Annotated in this window: 14 protein-coding genes and 1 other annotated feature; of the genes, 12 read left to right on the top strand and 2 right to left on the bottom strand. The window is 26.9% G+C overall.

The window, feature by feature from the left end; translation table 11 throughout:
- Nucleotides 1-22: 22 nt before the first annotated feature.
- The 6 genes from KMP11_RS04545 (at nucleotide 23) to rpmA (ending at nucleotide 5,171) form a co-directional block, all read left to right on the top strand.
- On the top strand, nucleotides 23-2,206 hold the full coding sequence (locus KMP11_RS04545) for a RelA/SpoT family protein (RefSeq protein WP_216279562.1): 2,184 nt from the start codon (nucleotides 23-25) through the stop codon (nucleotides 2,204-2,206).
- Between the two features lie 8 nt (nucleotides 2,207-2,214).
- Complete coding sequence (gene dtd, locus KMP11_RS04540) at nucleotides 2,215-2,670, top strand: D-aminoacyl-tRNA deacylase (RefSeq protein ID WP_216279561.1); 456 nt, start codon at nucleotides 2,215-2,217, stop codon at nucleotides 2,668-2,670.
- A 2-nt stretch (nucleotides 2,671-2,672) separates the two neighbouring features.
- The gene (locus KMP11_RS04535; protein ID WP_216279560.1) at nucleotides 2,673-4,100 is read left to right on the top strand and encodes an N-acetylmuramoyl-L-alanine amidase; all 1,428 of its coding nucleotides are present in this window, start codon (nucleotides 2,673-2,675) and stop codon (nucleotides 4,098-4,100) included.
- A gap of 54 nt (nucleotides 4,101-4,154) precedes the next feature.
- Nucleotides 4,155-4,227 (top strand) — a sequence feature (ribosomal protein L21 leader region).
- Nucleotides 4,228-4,243: 16 nt separating this feature from the next.
- Complete coding sequence (gene rplU, locus KMP11_RS04530) at nucleotides 4,244-4,552, top strand: 50S ribosomal protein L21 (protein ID WP_216279559.1); 309 nt, start codon at nucleotides 4,244-4,246, stop codon at nucleotides 4,550-4,552.
- A 2-nt stretch (nucleotides 4,553-4,554) separates the two neighbouring features.
- A complete protein-coding gene (locus KMP11_RS04525) occupies nucleotides 4,555-4,887 on the top strand; it encodes a ribosomal-processing cysteine protease Prp (RefSeq protein WP_216279558.1) in 333 nt (110 codons plus the stop codon).
- A gap of 2 nt (nucleotides 4,888-4,889) precedes the next feature.
- Nucleotides 4,890-5,171 carry a 50S ribosomal protein L27 gene (gene rpmA, locus KMP11_RS04520; protein ID WP_215756028.1) on the top strand — a complete coding sequence of 94 codons (282 nt, stop codon included), beginning with the start codon at nucleotides 4,890-4,892 and terminating at the stop codon, nucleotides 5,169-5,171.
- A 58-nt stretch (nucleotides 5,172-5,229) separates the two neighbouring features.
- On the opposite strand, the gene KMP11_RS04515 is transcribed toward rpmA, so the two are convergent.
- On the bottom strand, nucleotides 5,230-6,216 hold the full coding sequence (locus KMP11_RS04515; protein WP_215755936.1) for a hypothetical protein: 987 nt from the start codon (nucleotides 6,214-6,216) through the stop codon (nucleotides 5,230-5,232).
- A gap of 145 nt (nucleotides 6,217-6,361) precedes the next feature.
- Nucleotides 6,362-7,660: a hemolysin family protein gene (locus KMP11_RS04510; protein ID WP_215755937.1), complete on the bottom strand. Its 1,299-nt coding sequence runs from the start codon at nucleotides 7,658-7,660 to the stop codon at nucleotides 6,362-6,364.
- Nucleotides 7,661-7,853: 193 nt separating this feature from the next.
- Between KMP11_RS04510 and purR the strand changes: the two genes are divergently transcribed.
- The 6 genes from purR to KMP11_RS04480 all read left to right on the top strand — a co-directional run bounded on the left by purR (nucleotide 7,854) and on the right by KMP11_RS04480 (nucleotide 17,299).
- Nucleotides 7,854-8,717 carry a pur operon repressor gene (gene purR, locus KMP11_RS04505; RefSeq protein WP_215755938.1) on the top strand — a complete coding sequence of 288 codons (864 nt, stop codon included), beginning with the start codon at nucleotides 7,854-7,856 and terminating at the stop codon, nucleotides 8,715-8,717.
- Nucleotides 8,710-10,095, top strand: coding sequence for a bifunctional UDP-N-acetylglucosamine diphosphorylase/glucosamine-1-phosphate N-acetyltransferase GlmU (gene glmU, locus KMP11_RS04500; RefSeq protein WP_215755939.1), 1,386 nt, complete (start codon nucleotides 8,710-8,712; stop codon nucleotides 10,093-10,095). The genes purR and glmU overlap by 8 nt, the downstream gene beginning before the upstream one ends.
- A gap of 111 nt (nucleotides 10,096-10,206) precedes the next feature.
- On the top strand, nucleotides 10,207-11,514 hold the full coding sequence (locus KMP11_RS04495) for a DRTGG domain-containing protein (protein WP_215755940.1): 1,308 nt from the start codon (nucleotides 10,207-10,209) through the stop codon (nucleotides 11,512-11,514).
- A 16-nt stretch (nucleotides 11,515-11,530) separates the two neighbouring features.
- The gene (locus KMP11_RS04490) at nucleotides 11,531-12,505 is read left to right on the top strand and encodes a DHH family phosphoesterase (RefSeq protein ID WP_215755941.1); all 975 of its coding nucleotides are present in this window, start codon (nucleotides 11,531-11,533) and stop codon (nucleotides 12,503-12,505) included.
- 82 nt (nucleotides 12,506-12,587) lie between these two features.
- On the top strand, nucleotides 12,588-16,328 hold the full coding sequence (locus KMP11_RS04485; protein WP_216279557.1) for a PD-(D/E)XK nuclease family protein: 3,741 nt from the start codon (nucleotides 12,588-12,590) through the stop codon (nucleotides 16,326-16,328).
- Nucleotides 16,329-16,411: 83 nt separating this feature from the next.
- Nucleotides 16,412-17,299, top strand: a complete 888-nt coding sequence (locus tag KMP11_RS04480) for a YidC/Oxa1 family membrane protein insertase (protein ID WP_253195935.1) — start codon at nucleotides 16,412-16,414, stop codon at nucleotides 17,297-17,299.
- Nucleotides 17,300-17,447: the final 148 nt, after the last annotated feature.

Below are 17,447 nucleotides of genomic sequence, written 5' to 3'. Positions count from 1 at the left end.
TTTATGGAAGGAGCTAGCCTAGATGAATTTAGAATATCCCTATACTTATGAAGATGTTTTTAAAATTTGTAGAGAATATATTCCAGAAAAATATTTAGAAATGATTGACAAGTCTTTTTTGCTGGCTAAAAAAGCTCACGAAGGGCAAAAGAGGAAATCTGGCGAAGATTATATAATGCATCCCATTCAAGTTGCAGGAATATTGGCAGAATTAAAACTTGATTATGCCACTGTTTGTGCTGGATTTTTACACGACGTTGTAGAAGATACAGAGTATACTTTAGAAGATATTAAAGAATTATTTACTGAAGATATTTCTATAATAGTTGACGGAGTTACTAAATTAGACAAGGTGAAATTCACCTCCAAAAAACAATCCCAAGCAGAAAATCATAGAAAATTATTTATGGCAATAGCTAGCGACATAAGGGTTATATTCGTGAAACTTGCCGACAGGCTTCACAACATGAGAACTTTAAAGCATATGCGTGAAGAAAAACAAAAAGAAATTTCTAGTGAAACTTTGGAAATCTATGCCCCTTTGGCACACAGGCTGGGTATTAGTTCTATAAAATGGGAGTTAGAAGATACCTCATTAAGATATTTACATCCTGAACAATACTTTTCAATAGTGGGAATGATGAAACAAAAACGCAGTTTTCGTGTTGAGAGTATAAAGCAAGCCTCTGAAGATATAATGAGAATTTTAGTAGAAAATAATATTGTTGCTGAAGTAAATGGCAGGCCCAAGCATATTTATAGTATTTATAAAAAGATGCAAAAAAATAATAAAAGTTTTGAAGAAATATATGACTTGTTAGCAGTGAGGGTTTTAGTAAATAGTGTTGCAGATTGCTATGCAACTTTGGGACTTGTAAATAATATGTGGCTCCCAATTCCTGGCAGGATGAAAGATTATATTGCAATGCCAAAACCTAATATGTATCAATCACTGCATACGACCTTAATTTCTCCTGCTGGACAACCTCTCGAAGTTCAAATTAGAACTTATGAAATGCACGAGATAGCAGAAAAGGGCATTGCCGCCCACTGGGCCTATAAAGAGGGTAGAAAAACCAATAAACAAGATGATTTTTATCAAAAATTAAATTGGTTCCAAAAAATTGCAGAAGGGGATGAAACAGAAGCTACTGCAGAAAGTTTTATGGATTCATTAAAAGTGGATTTATTGAGTGATAAGATATATGTATTCACACCAAATAGTGATATCATAGAATTACCAAAGGGTTCTTGTGTAGTAGACTTTGCTTATGCAATTCATACCGAAGTAGGTAATAAGATGGTGGGGGCTACAATAAATGATAAAATTGTACCTTTTGATTATGTTTTATCAACTGGAGAAATCTGTGATGTTAGAACTAGCAAAAATTCATCTGGTCCCAGTAGAGATTGGTTAAATCTAGCCACTTCTTCACAAACAAAATCAAAAATAAAATCCTTTTTTAAAAAGGCCGCCAGAGAAGAAAATCTTGCAAAGGGTGAAATTTTACTAAAAGATGAAATTAAAGCACAAGGCTTTGATATTGATGAAATAATGACTCAAGAAGCTATTGAGTTAGTCTTAAATAAATATAGATTTGCTAGCCTAGAAGACCTTTATCGCACAATAGGTTACGGAGCATTAACAGCTAATCAAGTTTTCATGAGGCTAACTGAAAGATTAAGAAAAGAAAAATTAGCCCAAGAAAAATTGGATAAACTCATAAATGCAAGCGAGGATACTAATAAAAAAATAATAACGGATACTGGTGTTTATGTAAAAGGAGTTGACAATATACTAGTTAGATTGTCTAAATGCTGTAAACCTATACCAGGGGATAATATTGTTGGATTTATAACAAAAGGTCGTGGTGTAACTGTTCATAGAGAAGAATGTCCTAATATAGCCAATGAAGATAAAAATAGAATACTCGATGTAGAATGGGTGCAAAGCACACATAAAAGAGATTATGCCGTTAGCTTACATCTACATGGTTTTGATAGAGATTTATTACTTAGTAATGTTTTATTAAAACTTAATGAAAGTAAAATTGCAATAACAAAACTTAATTCAGAATCTAAGCTAGATAAGACTTGCGTAATTGACCTTAGTATTCTGATAAAAAATATAGAAGAATGTAATTTTATAATGAAAAAATTACGTCAAATATCTGATATATATAGCGTAGAGAGAATTGTTAAATAGGGGTAGTTATGAAAGTAGTATTACAAAAAGTAAAAAAATCTTCAGTAATAGTTGATGAAAAAATTGTAGGCTTTATAAATAAGGGTTACTGTTTATTAGTAGGAGTACATAAAAATTCTACCGAAGAAGATGCAAAGTATTTAGCAAAAAAAATAGCAGAGGCCAGACTTTTTGAAGATGAAAATGGAAAAATAAATTTAGGAATAAAAGAAGTGAAGGGAGAAATACTATCTATTTCTCAGTTTACCCTATATGCAGACACTAAAAAGGGCAAAAGACCAAGTTTTACTGATGCGGCATGGTCTGAAAAAGCAAATGAATTATATTTAAAATTTAATGAATATCTACGCAAGGAAGAATTGGAAGTACAAACTGGTATTTTTCAGACACACATGGAAGTCAAGATAGTAAATGACGGTCCAGTAACAATAATATTTGAAAAATTATCAAATAATAAGGTATAAGTATGAGAATAAAAAGAAAAAAGAAAATTAGTCTACTTACCATTTTAATTTTTTCTATGGGAGTATTACTATTAGGTTCTGCAATTTTATATTATAAATACAATAAAAATATTATAGATAAAAGAAAAATCACCAAAAATCAAATAGCCTTATCTAAAGAAACTGAACTTAGAACAGGACCAGATGATATTTATCCAGAAATAAAATTATTATTAGCAGGAACAATTTTAGAAAAATATTCTGAAAGTAATGAATGGATAGAAGTAAGAACAGCAGATAATCTAATAGGTTGGGTTGCTGGTTGGAATGTGTCTGGTTCACAAATAAAAAGTCCAGAAGAAAAGATGAAAGAAAAATTAAGTAATTATTCCGTACTATTAAATCCTTTAGTAGTAGATACAGAAAAAGACTATAATTTAGAAACAGCTAATAAATTAAAGGAAGAGTTGGAAAAATTGGGAATAAAAGTCCATATTTCGAGAATGGATAATAATGAGGCAAAAGAAGAAAACAAGCTTAAACTAATTAATGACAATAATATTAGCTTGGTTTTGAATATAAATATTTATAATAATGATCAAGCAAATAGTGGTGTTTCTCTAAATTACGGAAAACAAATATCAAGACTTTTAAGTAAATATATTGAAAAAAATTTGAATAGTAATTATGTTTTAAATGTTAATACGTCAGAAAAAAATGACATCTTAGTAAATCAGTTAAAAGATGAAGTTCCTGAAGTTCTTATTTCAGCTGGGAATTTAAAAAACAAAATTGATTTAGATATTTTAAATAATGAAATTTATAAAAATGATTATGTCATGGCTATAACGAGAGGGCTAGAAGAATATTTATACTATTTAATAAGTGTAGACAATTATAATGAAAAAGTAAGGGAAGAACTTATAAATGCACCTCATCGTGGTATGAATATACCTTTTTATTACTCTAAAAATGATGATGTTAAAGATATAAGTTATGGAACAGATAATAATAAAAAAATATCAGAAAATGGAGATGCTATAATAGCTTTAGCCATGATAGAGCATTACCTAAATCCTTATAGCAGTTTGAGTATAAAAGAAATTGTTGATTGGGCTGGCGATAAATATTATCTTAGCGGCCAAGGAACTTCAGAGAAAATTGTAAAAAATTTCGCTGATAAGTATAATTTAAAAGTAAATGATGTTAGAAAAAATCAATTTAATAAAATAGATGAGGCCCTTAAAGATAATAAACCTGTCTTAATTCAAACAAAAAAAGGTAGCTTTAAATTGGATAGACCAAGTTTTAAAGTTATCAGAGGCTTAGAAGATGGTAAATATTACTTAAACGATCCAGCAGATGATGATATTAAATTAAATACTTATAGAGGGTTTGCTAAAGAAGAAATAGAAAAAGCAACAACACAAATTTGGATAATTTATAAATAAAATAATTGACTAGAAAAACTTAATGTGTTAGAATTGTAATGTTGCAGTAGCACCTTGCTACTACAACCGCACAAAATAAGGTATAAAAGAGCTTAGTCCACCTTATTTGGCGAGTCTTAGTAAAAAATTAAGGAGGTGCAGATATGTACGCAGTTATAGAAACAGGTGGTAAACAATTAAAAGTTGAAGAAGGACAAACTATCTTTGTAGAAAAATTATTGGCAGAAGAAGATTCTACATTCACTTTTGATAAGGTTTTATTAGTTGGAGGAGAATCAACTAAAATCGGAACACCTTACGTTGATGGTGCAAGAGTAACAGCAAAAGTTCTTGCTCACGGCAAGGGTAAAAAGATTACAGTTTTCAAATACAAAGCTAAGAAAAACAGTCACCGTAAATTAGGTCATCGTCAACCTTTCACTAAATTGGTTGTAGAAAAAATTAAGGCATAATAATGATAAATGTATTAATTGTAAAAAAAGAAGATAGGATACTTGAAATTAGTGTAGATGGACATGCTAATTATGCCAAGCAAGGTTGGGATATTGTTTGTGCGGGAGTATCAGCAGTTGTAATTGGTGGAATAAATGCAATAGATGAATTAGATGATAAAGTAGTTTTTGATGTTTCAGCAAATGAAGACACTACTGGTTATATCACATATCGGTCTATTAAACCAACCTATGAAGAACAACTTCTTTTAAAATCAATGGTCATATCATTACAAAGTATTGAAGAAAATTATTCAAAATATATAAGTATTGAAACAAGAGAGGTGAAACAGTGATGATGTTAAAATTAAATTTACAATTCTTCGCATCTAAAAAAGGGGTAGGATCTACTAAAAACGGTCGTGACTCTGAATCTAAAAGATTAGGTGCTAAGCGTGCTGATGGACAATTTGTTACTGCTGGTTCTATTCTTTATAGACAACGTGGTACTAAGATATATCCAGGAACTAATGTAGGCAAAGGTGGAGATGACACCCTATTTTCATTAGTTGACGGTGTAGTTCGTTTTGAAAGATATGGACGTAGCCGTAAAAAAGTTTCTGTATATCCACAAGTATAAAATAAAAAACATAAGTTAAAAACTTATGTTTTTTATTTTTGATAAACTAATATAAACTTTAAGATGTTTTTTTCTTAGTAGTTGTAGTTTTTTTAGTTGCTGAATTATTTTTACTTTTATTTTTATTATTAGAAGCATTTTCATCGCTCTTTCTTTGGGTTTCGACAGTTTTTGTTAAGTCGATAGGTAAAAAACTACCATCTTCTATATAATATATTAGTCTGTTGTTTTCAGCTCCATAACCCTTAATATTTAAAACTACATTTTTATATGCAATAGCTTTAACATTTTTCAAAGTAGCCTCTTTATAAGTATTTTGATTAGCTTGTAATTTTATAGCAATTGGTTTAGCTATAAATTTCAAGTCTAAATTATCATTTACCCTATCTACCATTATTAATTTTTCATTAGCCGTTATAAAATATCCTGCATAATCTCCACTAGCTATCTTATACATCATATAACCACCAGGAGAAACAATATAATTAACTTCAAATTCTGTATTTTCAGGAATTATTTGTTTATAATCTGACCAATTAGCAGAATTAAATAAGTGTATTTTAGCAATAGTTTTTATGTTTCTTGCAACATTAAATGAATATGAAGTGTTTTTATATGAGGCTTGTGCTTCAATTTCTTCTTCTAATGCCCTTTCATCTATCCTATCAATAGATGAAGTATTATTCATATTTTCACTTGTGTTATTTTCACCAATTTCAATATTTTTTGTATTATTTTGTATAAGATCATAATCTCCATAATTTTCTTTATTTATACTTGTAATTTTCATAATAAGAAAGATTGAAGACATTAATATTGCTGATAAAAGAATTGAAATAACTGTATCCACTTTAAAATTATTTTTAAAATTTTTTGTATATTCTAATTTTTTATTTTCTTTTTTTAGTATGTATTTTACTATATAAAAATATATTTTATCTAAGGCAACTTTAAATATGTTTTTCTTTTCATCTCGGTATTTTAAGTAAAATATAGAATAGCTGTCTTTTTTTATTTCCTTTTGCATTTCTTTTAAGATGTTCATAAATTCACTTTCAATTTTACATATCTATTTTTGTTTTTTAATTTTATATTATCAGATAGATATATGTAAAATCCTTTCTAAATATAATAATATTATATCATAAAATTATATTTATGATATGTAAAAAACTAAAGGCTTTATTCCTTTAGTTTTTCCAAATTTCTATTTGTCTTATTTGATGGTCAGTTGTAGAGAGAACTTTGAATGTTACATTTTGTATTTCATAGCTTGCACCGATTTTGGCTTCGTATTTTATCATATAAATATAAGCACCTATTGTATCAACTTCTTCATGAGGAATTGCAATGTTAAATAAAGAATTTACGTCTTGAATGGCAACCCAACCGTCCACTAAATAATGACCATTTTTTAATTTTTTTATAAGACTTTGTTCGTCTTCGTCAAATTCATCTCTTATTTCGCCAGTAAGTTCTTCAACAATATCTTCTAGGGTAACAACACCACTTGTTCCGCCGTACTCATCAGTAACAACAATCATGTGTTCACGATTTTGTTTTATTTTTTGTAAAACTTGTGATATTGGAGTATGTTCAAAAACTTTTATTGCTGGACTAATGTATTCTTCTAAATCTTCTGTAATCTCTAACTTACTATCTGTAAATAATAATTTTTTAACATTCAAAATACCTATAATATCATCTTTATCTCCATTTTTAATAACAGGATACCTAGTATATTCTTCTTGTTTAATTTGTCTCATTATTACAGCAAGCGAATCATCTAAATCTATGGCTTCAACTTCTTTTCTTGGTGTCATTATTTCTTTGGCTATTTTATTATCAAATTCAAAAACTCTTTCTACATATCTATATTCGGTGTCATTAATTTTACCGTGGGCTCTTGATGAACGCATTATGGTTCTTAATTCTTGTTCACTATGTATATCGCCGTGTTCACTTAAATTGTCGTAACCAAGTGATTTTGAAATAATATTTGCTAATGAGTTAAGAGACCAGACGACAGGCTTCATTATTTTATTGAATATAAATATTGGTCTGGCTATTCTAAAAGCAGTTTTTTCAGCGGCTTGAATGGCCATAGTTTTTGGGACTAATTCTCCTAAAACAACATGGAGTAAAGTCATAAATGAAAATGAAACGACATAGGATAAAGAATGAGTTATGGTATCGCTTATACTTAACTTTATGAATAAGGGATTAAAGAGAGAAAAAAAAGTAGCTTCCCCGACCCAACCTAATCCTAATGATACTATGGTAATGCCTAATTGAGTGGCAGATAAATAATTATCAAGATTTGCAACCATTTCACTCAATATTTTTGCTTTTTTATTACCTTTGTTGGATAATTCTTCTATTCTAGTAGGTCTTATTTTAACAAGTGAAAATTCTGCCATAACAAAAAGAGCAGAACCTAATAACAATATTACTATTAATAAAATTTTTAATGAGATACTGAGATCCATGTATAATTTACCTTTCAATATATAAATAATTATTAGTAATTGTACTATACTTTTAATAAAAATTCAATTTAATAATTTTCTGCTAAAATTTTGAGTTTTTTGTTACTAAAATTATTATTTAATTAAATTTCTTTACTAATACGAACGTTCGTGTTATATTATTCGTATATTATTCGAACTTTAGGAGGAATATATGAAATTAAAAAGAAGTGAACGTATTGTGGTAATGACTGAATATTTATTAAAAAATCCTAATAAATTAATACCACTTACTTATTTTGTTTCTAAGTTCAATCAAGCAAAATCTTCAATAAGCGAAGATATATTTATTATAAAAACGAGTTTTAAAGAAGAAAATATTGGTATAATTAATACCTTACCTGGTGTTAATGGTGGAGTTATCTTTCAGCCAATACTTAGTGAAGAAGCAGCTAAAGAGGTTGTTTCAGATTTCTTAGAAAGACTTAAGTCTAGTGATAGATTATTAGCTGGGGGCTATATTTTTATGTCTGACATAATAGGGGATACTAGCTTAATGAATAGGCTAGGTATTTTAATATCGAATATTTATCAAGATAGGAAAATTGACGCAGTAGTAACAGTAGCATCAAAAGGAATACCCGTTGCTTACGCCATAGCCTCGGTATTAAATAAACCAGTTGTAATTATTAGAGAAGATAATAAGGTTACAGAAGGAACTACTGTTGCAATTAATTTTGTTTCAGGTTCAAGAAGAAAAATAGAAACAATGGTGCTTTCTAAGAAGAGTTTAGCATCAGGTTCTAAAGTTCTTTTAGTAGATGATTTTTTAAGAGGAGGAGGCGTTATGAACGGTATGCAAACTCTTATGAGAGAATTTGATGCTGAAGTAGTAGGTAAGGCAGTTCTAGCTGAATGCTTTGACTCTGATAATGATTTTGATAAAAATTATACTTATTTAGCCAAGTTAACTAATATAAATGAAGTTACGGGAGAATTTGATATAAAAGAAGGAAATGCTTTAAAACAATTATTAAAAAATAAATTTAAGGAAGATAAGGAGGAAAAAAATGACTAGTCGTTATGTTGTTATATTAGCTGCTGGAAAAGGAACAAGAATGCAGTCAAAATTATATAAGGTATTGCACAAGGTTTGTGATAGGACTATGGTGGAGTTGGTTTTAGATAGTGTTAAAAATTTAGGTATGAAAGAAATTATTACCGTAGTTGGACATGGGGCAGAGCAAGTGAAAAGTGTAGTGGGAGATAGAAGTAAGTTTGTTTTACAATCCGAACAACTAGGCACAGCTCATGCAGTAAAAATGGCAAGGTCAGAACTTGCAGATAAAGAAGGAACAACTATTGTTATGTATGGTGATACACCACTAATAAAATCATCAACAGTAGATGCAATGTTAAATCATCATGAATTAACTCAAGCTAAAGCAACAGTTCTTACAGCATACGCAGAAAATCCTTACTCTTACGGAAGAATTATAAGAGATGTAAATGCAAATTTAGTAAAAATTGTAGAAGAAAAAGATGCGACAGCTGAAGAGAAAAAAATTAAAGAAATAAATTCAGGAATATACTGTTTTGACAATAAATTATTATTTGAAATGCTTGATTTAGTAAAAAATAATAACAATCAAGGAGAATATTATCTTCCTGATGTTTTATCACTACTTAGAGAAAAAAATGAAAAAATAGAAACTTATGTGTGTGATGATTTTGATGAAACTTTTGGAGTTAATGACAGGGTAGCATTAGCTTATGCAGAAAATATTATGAGAGGTAGAATAAATAATGAACATATGCTAAAAGGAGTTACATTAGTAGATCCGTCATCAACATATATTGCACCTAATGTTTTAATAGGGAAAGACACAACTATATATCCAAATGTTACTATAAAATCTAATACTATAATTGGTGAAGATTGTAAGATAAAACCAAATTCTTATTTAGAAAATGCAATTATAGAAGATGGAGTAGATATATTGCAATCAACTATAATAAATTCAAAAGTTGGAAAAAATTCTAGTATAGGTCCTTATGCACATTTAAGAAATAATTCTGAAGTAGGAGAGAATAGTCGTATAGGGAATTTTGTAGAAATTAAGAATTCTACTTATGGTAAAAATTCTAAAACAGCTCACTTGAGTTATATAGGAGATGCTACAATAGGAAATAATACTAACATAGGCTGTGGAACTATAACTGTGAATTATGATGGACAAAATAAATACAAAACATCTATTGGCAATGATACTTTTATAGGTTGTAATTCCAATCTTATAGCACCTCTTTCCATAGGAAATGGTGTGGTCGTTGCCGCGGGTACTACGGTAACTAAAGATATAAAAGATGATACACTAGCTATTGCAAGAGTAAAACAAGAAAATAAAGAAGGTTATGCTAAAAAATTGCCATCAAGGCGAACAGTTGAAAAATAAGCTTTAAAACAATTATATAACAGATTATAAAACAGTTGTAATTATTATTGAAAAGTTTTATAATATATAGTAATACAGATTTATAATGAAACAGTTTTAGGAGTGATTAATATGAAATCAAAACATCAGAAAATTTTAGAGTATATAAAATCTTTGCCTATTGGTTCAAAAATATCTGTCCGTAAAGTAGCTAAAGATTTAAGAGTAAGTGAAGGAACAGCTTATAGGGCTATAAAAGAATCAGAAAATAGAGGCTTTGTGTCATCTATTGAAAGAGTAGGGACAGTTAGAATCCAGAAGAAAGAAAGAGATAATATAGAAAAACTTTCTTATTCTGAAATTGTTAATATTGTAGGGGGTCAACTTATAGCAGGACGTGGCGGAGTACATGAAATAGTTCAAGATTTTGCAATAGGAGCAATGGATGCTGAACAAATAGGCCAACATATAAGAAAAGGTACTTTATTAATAGTGGGTAATCGACCAAATATAATTTCTATGGCATTATCAAAAGATTGTGCTATTTTGGTTGCAGGTGGTTATATGCCTAGCGAAGAAATTAAAAAAGTAGCAGACATAAAAAATCTTCCTTTGATAGTTACACCTCATGACTCATTTTCAGTAGCACATTTGATAAATCGTGTAACTAATGACCAAATTATTAAGAGAGATATTGTTACTGTTGAAAGTATCTATATACCAAGAGAAAATATATATACAATTGATATATCAGCAACAGTAAAAGATTGGTATGAATTACAATTAAGAGTTGGTCATACGAGATTTCCAGTAGTAAATGAATATGGGAAACTTGTTGGTATAGTAACGGCTCGTGATGTTTTTTTACAAAAAAAAGAAGCAAGTATGCGTGATGTTATGGAAAGGGATGTTATGACAACAAAACTTGACGCTCCTGTATCCTCTGTAGGCAATACTATGCTGTCTGAAGGATTTGAATTAATGCCCGTAACTGATGACAAGAATACTTTATTAGGAATAGTTACTAGAAAAATAGTTATAAATTCAATGTTAGCTAATAATAGGTATCAAGAATCGCAAAATAGCGATACATTTGATGAAATTATAAGAAAAGGAATAGTTCCTAGAGCAGAAGGTTTGCAAATAAAGGTAATTCCTCAAATGTTAGATCAGTTTGGTACATTTTCACGTTCAGCTTTACTAAGCATAATTGATGAATCAATACATATAGTTAGCCATAATTACAATAAGAGTGAAGTTCTTATGCAGAATGTAAATGTTTATTTTTTAAAAACAGTTCCTTTAGATAGGATAATAACTACTAAGGTTATGATTATGGATATTGGAAGAAAATCAGCTAGGTTTGATGTTGAAGTTTATGATAAAAATGATTTGGTTACAAAAGCCTTGGTAACTTGTCAAGTGTTCCGAAGAAACTAAATAGAGAAAGAAAACAATGATAAAAGAAAATGTAGAATTATATGAAGAAATTTATCAAAAAATAAAATTAAATGATAAAATTATTATTCATAGACACGAAAGACCAGACCCAGACGCATACGGCTCACAAGGAGGATTAGCAGAAATTATAAAAGCTAATTTCCCCGAAAAAAAAGTTTTTTTAGTAGGAAAAGAATCTCCCTCGCTATCTTTTCTATTTCCAACAGAAGAATTGGTAGAAGATGATTACAAAGAAGCTTTGGTAATTATTACTGATACTGCAAATTTTCCTAGGATAGACGGTAAATTATTTACTAGAGAAAATTTCCTTATAAAAATCGACCATCATCCTCCTAAAGATAATTATGCGAACATTAATTTAGTTGACACGACTGTATCATCTTGTAGTGAGTTAATTTATGATTTTTATTGCTATCTAAATGAAAAATATAATTTTATCATTACTGATAAGGCAGCTGAATTATTATACGTAGGTATAGTAGGTGATACTGGAAGATTTTTGTTTCCTAACACAACTTCAAATACCTTGCTTATTGCGTCTGAATTAATTAAGCATAATTTTGATATGTCAAAAGTTATTGATTTTCTTGATACAACATCAGAAAAAATGATGAGGTTCAGAGCCTTCATATTTAAAAATTATTCAGTTTATAATGATGGAGTTGCTTATTTAAAAATTACTAAAAAAGATATGGAAAAATACAAGATAGAGGCTGGTGAAGTTTCTAGTGGAGTTAATTTATTAAGAACACTTGATGGTTTGTTGGCTTGGTGTTTTGCCATAGATGAAGGTAATAAAATAAGAATTAGATTACGTTCCAAAGGGCCTGTAATAAATAATTTAGCAGAAAAATATAACGGTGGAGGTCATCCTCTAGCTAGTGGGGCTACGGTAAAAAATTGGGACGAATTTGATGACTTGTTAGATGATTTAGAAAAAGTTGTAAAAGAATATAAAAATAATAAATGATTAAATACTAGATAGTTTTTCTTAAAAATAATATAATTGTTAAGAGAAATTATTTAGTATTTTTATTTTAGGAGATTTAAAATTGAATTTAGAATTTTTAGTTTCACCTAGTGGACTTGGAAAAACATCTTATATATTAGATGATATAGAAAAAAATAAAAAAAACAATAAAATAATTGTTTTAACTCCGGAACAAAATGGTTACAATTTTGAAAAATTGCTTTGTGATAGATTTAAGGGTACTTTCAATATAGATGTAATGAATTTTAATTCTATGGCAAAAAATTTTGCAAAAAAATTGAATATAGATAATAAAATATTGGAAGAGGAAGCAAGATTATTTTATTATCTTGATATAGCAGAGAGATTAAAAAATAGTAATAATTTTTTAATCTCTAGAATACTACAAGATGTTAATTTTATTTCTGTTGTTGATAATATTATTTCTGAATTTAAAGAATATAATATTAGTTTAGAAATGTTGGAAAATCATTATAATAATTCTCTTGACGCTAATCACAAAGAAAAAATTTTTGCTATACTAGAAATATATAGAGAATACTTGTTATTTTTAGATAGGGATAAAAAATATGATAAGTTTGATTTTTTCAAAATTATAACTTTTTATATGGATTATTTGGATTTATCTGATTACATATTTTATATTGATGCTTACTATAATTTTTCTTCTATGCACTATGCTTTTATTGAAAAATTATTACAAAAATCTAAAAAAGTTACTATTTCATTAATATCGGATATTGACAGATATACTAATTTTAAAGTTGAACACTTGATTGAAGAGTATAATATTGAAAATTTAGAATACAATTTACTAACATTAGAGGATGTAAATAATAATTTTAAGTATAGTTTGGATATTTTTAGAAAATCTCATGAAGTAGTAGCCTATATTAATGATATTATTAAAAGAAATAAAATATTATCTTTTAATTTGCTAGCTATTCATCAATATAAAGAAAATAATTATACTATAAAATTCAATGTGGAAAATAATAAGATACTAGATTTTAATATTATAAATGTTCATGCTAATAGGTATAAAAATAACAGCTTAAATTATTTAGTGGCAGAGTATCCTAAAGTATCTAAATCTTATAAGTTTGAAACTGATGAGTTTTTAAAAATTTACGAGGCAGAAAATATAGAATTAGAAGTTAAGCAAGTAGCGAGAAATATATGTAACTTAAAAAAAGAAAATAATATGAATGATAGAGATTTTGTAATTCTTTATCGTGATGATAGTTATGAAGATTTTATTAATATTTTTAATGATTATGGCATAAAAATTCATTTAGATAAAGACTTAGATGTTGCTAACCATAGATTAATAAAATTAATATTTAATATTTTTAATTATAGAGATGAAGATTTTACAACTTCAATTTTAAATATTTTAAAAACTCAACTTACAAATTTTGAAAATATATATAAAGAGTTATTATTGAAATATATTATTTTTAATGATATTAAAGTGCCAGATAAAGACTTAAAAGAATATATTAAAAATAATGATATTCCTAGTTTAGAAAATTGTAGAATAATTAATATTTTAGATGTAGAAAATATTTTAAAGATGAAACTTGTAAAAAAATATGACGACTTACATTCGGAATATTATTTATTAGAGTCTAAAAATAGTAAATATAAAACTTTTGAGTTAGAAATTGTAAAAGAAATTTTAGAAACAATAGTAGTTAAAATAAAAAAAGTTATATTATCGAAAAAAGTAAAAAATTATATATCTAACCTGGATGAATTACTGAATTATTTTGATATAAAAATGTTATTGAATAGATATTTAGAACATTATGATAGTGTAGATGACTTACAACAAGAAAGCATTGATAGACAAGTTTACACTAAATTTTTAAATATATTAGAAAGTATTAATAAAAATGTAGGAAGCAAAACTATAGATTATAATGATTTTAAAGAATTATTATTTTTAGCAATTAACAAAATAAAATATAGAAATATTCCTGAAATTTTAAATTCGGTAATTATGGCAAAAATGGATTTGGCAAAGGTAGAAAATAAAAAAATTGCCTTTATTATAGGTTTTAATAAGGATATTTTACCAAAAACCAAGGCTAGTGAAAGTATATTAGATGATAGTGATAAGGATAAACTATTTAATTCAAGGCTAATAATTTCTCCTACAAATAAAAGTATGATTATTGATGAAGAATTTGTTAGTTATATTTCACTTAGTAGAGTAAGTGATAAAATTTTTATAAGTTATACGAAGTTAAGTAATGATTTTAAGGAAACATCATCTTCAATATACTTAAATACAATAAAAAATATTTTTCCAAGTTTAAAAATTAATAAAGTAGACGATATTTTAAGATATAAAATTAAAAATTTAGATTATTATACGAATAATTTGGATAAAATTTATTCTTATAAAGAAGCAAATTATTTATTTATGAAATTTATTCAATCTTATAAAAGTTTAATTAGTACTAATTCCAAAGAAAATAGCCAAATAATTAAAAAATTGATGTTCTTAATAAATACATATAATAAAATTTTAAATAATAATTTATTAAGTAATAAAGTAGATAATGTAGGCTTAAATATAGAATTAACAGATGAGTTATTTTATAAGGATATTAACAATAATATTTTTTATAATAATGAATTATTAGATATAAATAAATTTTTTATTTCTGATGAACTAAGAGAAACTTTTATCAAAAGTAAAGATAATTTTAATGAGTATAGCTCTTCTAAAATATCAGAATATGTAAATAACCCCTATAAATTTTTCTTTAGAAGAATATTAGGTGTTAGTGATGTTGAAAATTATGATATTAATTTCTTAAATACTGGTAGTTTTTTTCATGCAATTATGGATAATAAAGTTGTAAAAAATTATATTTTAGAAAAGTCAGAATTAATTTCTAGCTTGTATGAAGAAGATGAGTATAGCATAGAAATTTCTAAATTAAATATAAGAGAAATGCTAATTAACGAAATAAACAATAGTAATAATAAAAGTATAAGGGATTATCTTATACTGATATCATCTTTAAAAACTAATAATTATATTATGGAAAAAATTATTACTAGGTTGACTCTTGCTATTGAAATTGAGATAAACTATATGGCAATTTCTAAATTCAAATTTTATGATACAGAAAAAAAATTTAAATTGGAATTTTCTAAGGATAGTGTAATTTATAAACAAGGTAAAGAAGTTATAGAAAAAACTTTACCTAGACAATATAATATTCCCAATATTGTATTTAAAGGAACAATAGATAGAATTGATTTTAAAGGTGATAATTATTTAATAATTGATTATAAGAGTAGTAAAAATGATTTTGACTTAAATAAATTCTATAATGGGGAAATATCTCAAATACTTTGTTATATTTTAGCCTTACAATTAATATTAAATAAAAAAACAGAAAATATTTTTGGGGCATTTTATAGAGAAATTTATAACGGAAAAGAGAAAAAGGAGTATAGACTAAGAGGTTTAGTAAATAAAGACTTGTTTCTTCAAGAAGATTATAGTAATTTAATATTTACAAGAGTAACAAAAAGTGGAGATATTAATGCCGCTGATGCTCATAAGGCATATAATAGTAATGAAATGGAAAAATTAATAGCTATAAATATTGATAATTTATTAAGTATTGTAGAAAAAATATATAATTTTGATTTTCAAATAGATGATGAATTAAGAAATTTATACAATTTTGCAAATGAAGATAGTAAACCATTAGAAAAAAATTATGAAAATATAAGTAAAAAAGATTTAAGAAAATTAATTTTAAAAAAATTATAACTTGATAAAGAATAAATATATAATTGACGCTAGAATATATATTTGTTATAATTGAAAAGTAAAAAATTTAAAGGAGAAATATATTGAAAAAGATAATAGCAATAGTAGCAGGTCTTGTTTCAATGGTTACTATTACTGGATGTTCTGCTCAGGATAGAAGCGGTTGGTTTTACGATGGATTTGTAGAACCTATGGATAAATTTTTAAAATTTATTTATGACATAGTGGGTAGCTGGGGACTTGCGATAGTAATAATAACACTTATTTTAAGATTAGTAATAATGCCTTTTATGCTTAATAATTATAAAAAGCAAAGAGAATCTAAAATAGGGATGGAAAAAGCTAAACCTGAATTATCTGTAGTTCAAGAAAAATTAGAGGAATTAAAAAAAGAAGCGGTTAGGGCTATTAGTAAAGAAGATAAAATAAGAATAAGAACAGCTCAAATGGATTTGCAACGTGAGCAAATGGCAATAATGAAAAAATACAATGCCAATCCAATAAGTGTGGGGGGCTGTTTGCCTATTTTAATCCAAGCACCTTTTTTGACAGGTATATACTTTACTTTATTAAATCCAGCACATTCTGCTGGAATTGTTGATTCTACTTTTTTAGGTGTTTTCAGTTTAGGGACTAGGTCTTATGTATTACCAGTTATAGCCTTCATAGTTTATGCTTATCAAACACATTTGACTATGAAGTTAATGCCGCAAACTAATGTTCAACCAGGACAAGAAGCTATGGCTGAGCAAATGAAAATGATTCAGTGGTTAACACCAGTAATGATTTCAGTTATTTCATTTACGGTTGCAGGAGCTGTCGGAGTTTATTATATAGTTGGGGGATTATTTATGATAGTTCAAACTTTTATAGGTTATAAACTTTACCCACCTTATAAGGCTCCAAAAACAAAAGAAAATTTTGATTCTAACAAAGTAACTTTAGTTTCAAACAAAAAAAGAAAAAAATAAAAATTTAAAATATTTATTCTATACAATAAATGTTTAGGCTAAATATTTATTGTAAATTTTTTCTTTATATTATTTAAAAAATTTTTTAAAATAAATTATAAAAATAATATTTAATTGCATAATTAGAAAATTAATTATATAATATTAG

It is taken from the genome of Gemella sp. zg-570 (assembly GCF_018866345.1).
GTDB lineage: Bacteria > Bacillota > Bacilli > Staphylococcales > Gemellaceae > Gemelliphila.
This window is presented reverse-complemented; position numbering and strand designations above follow the sequence as displayed.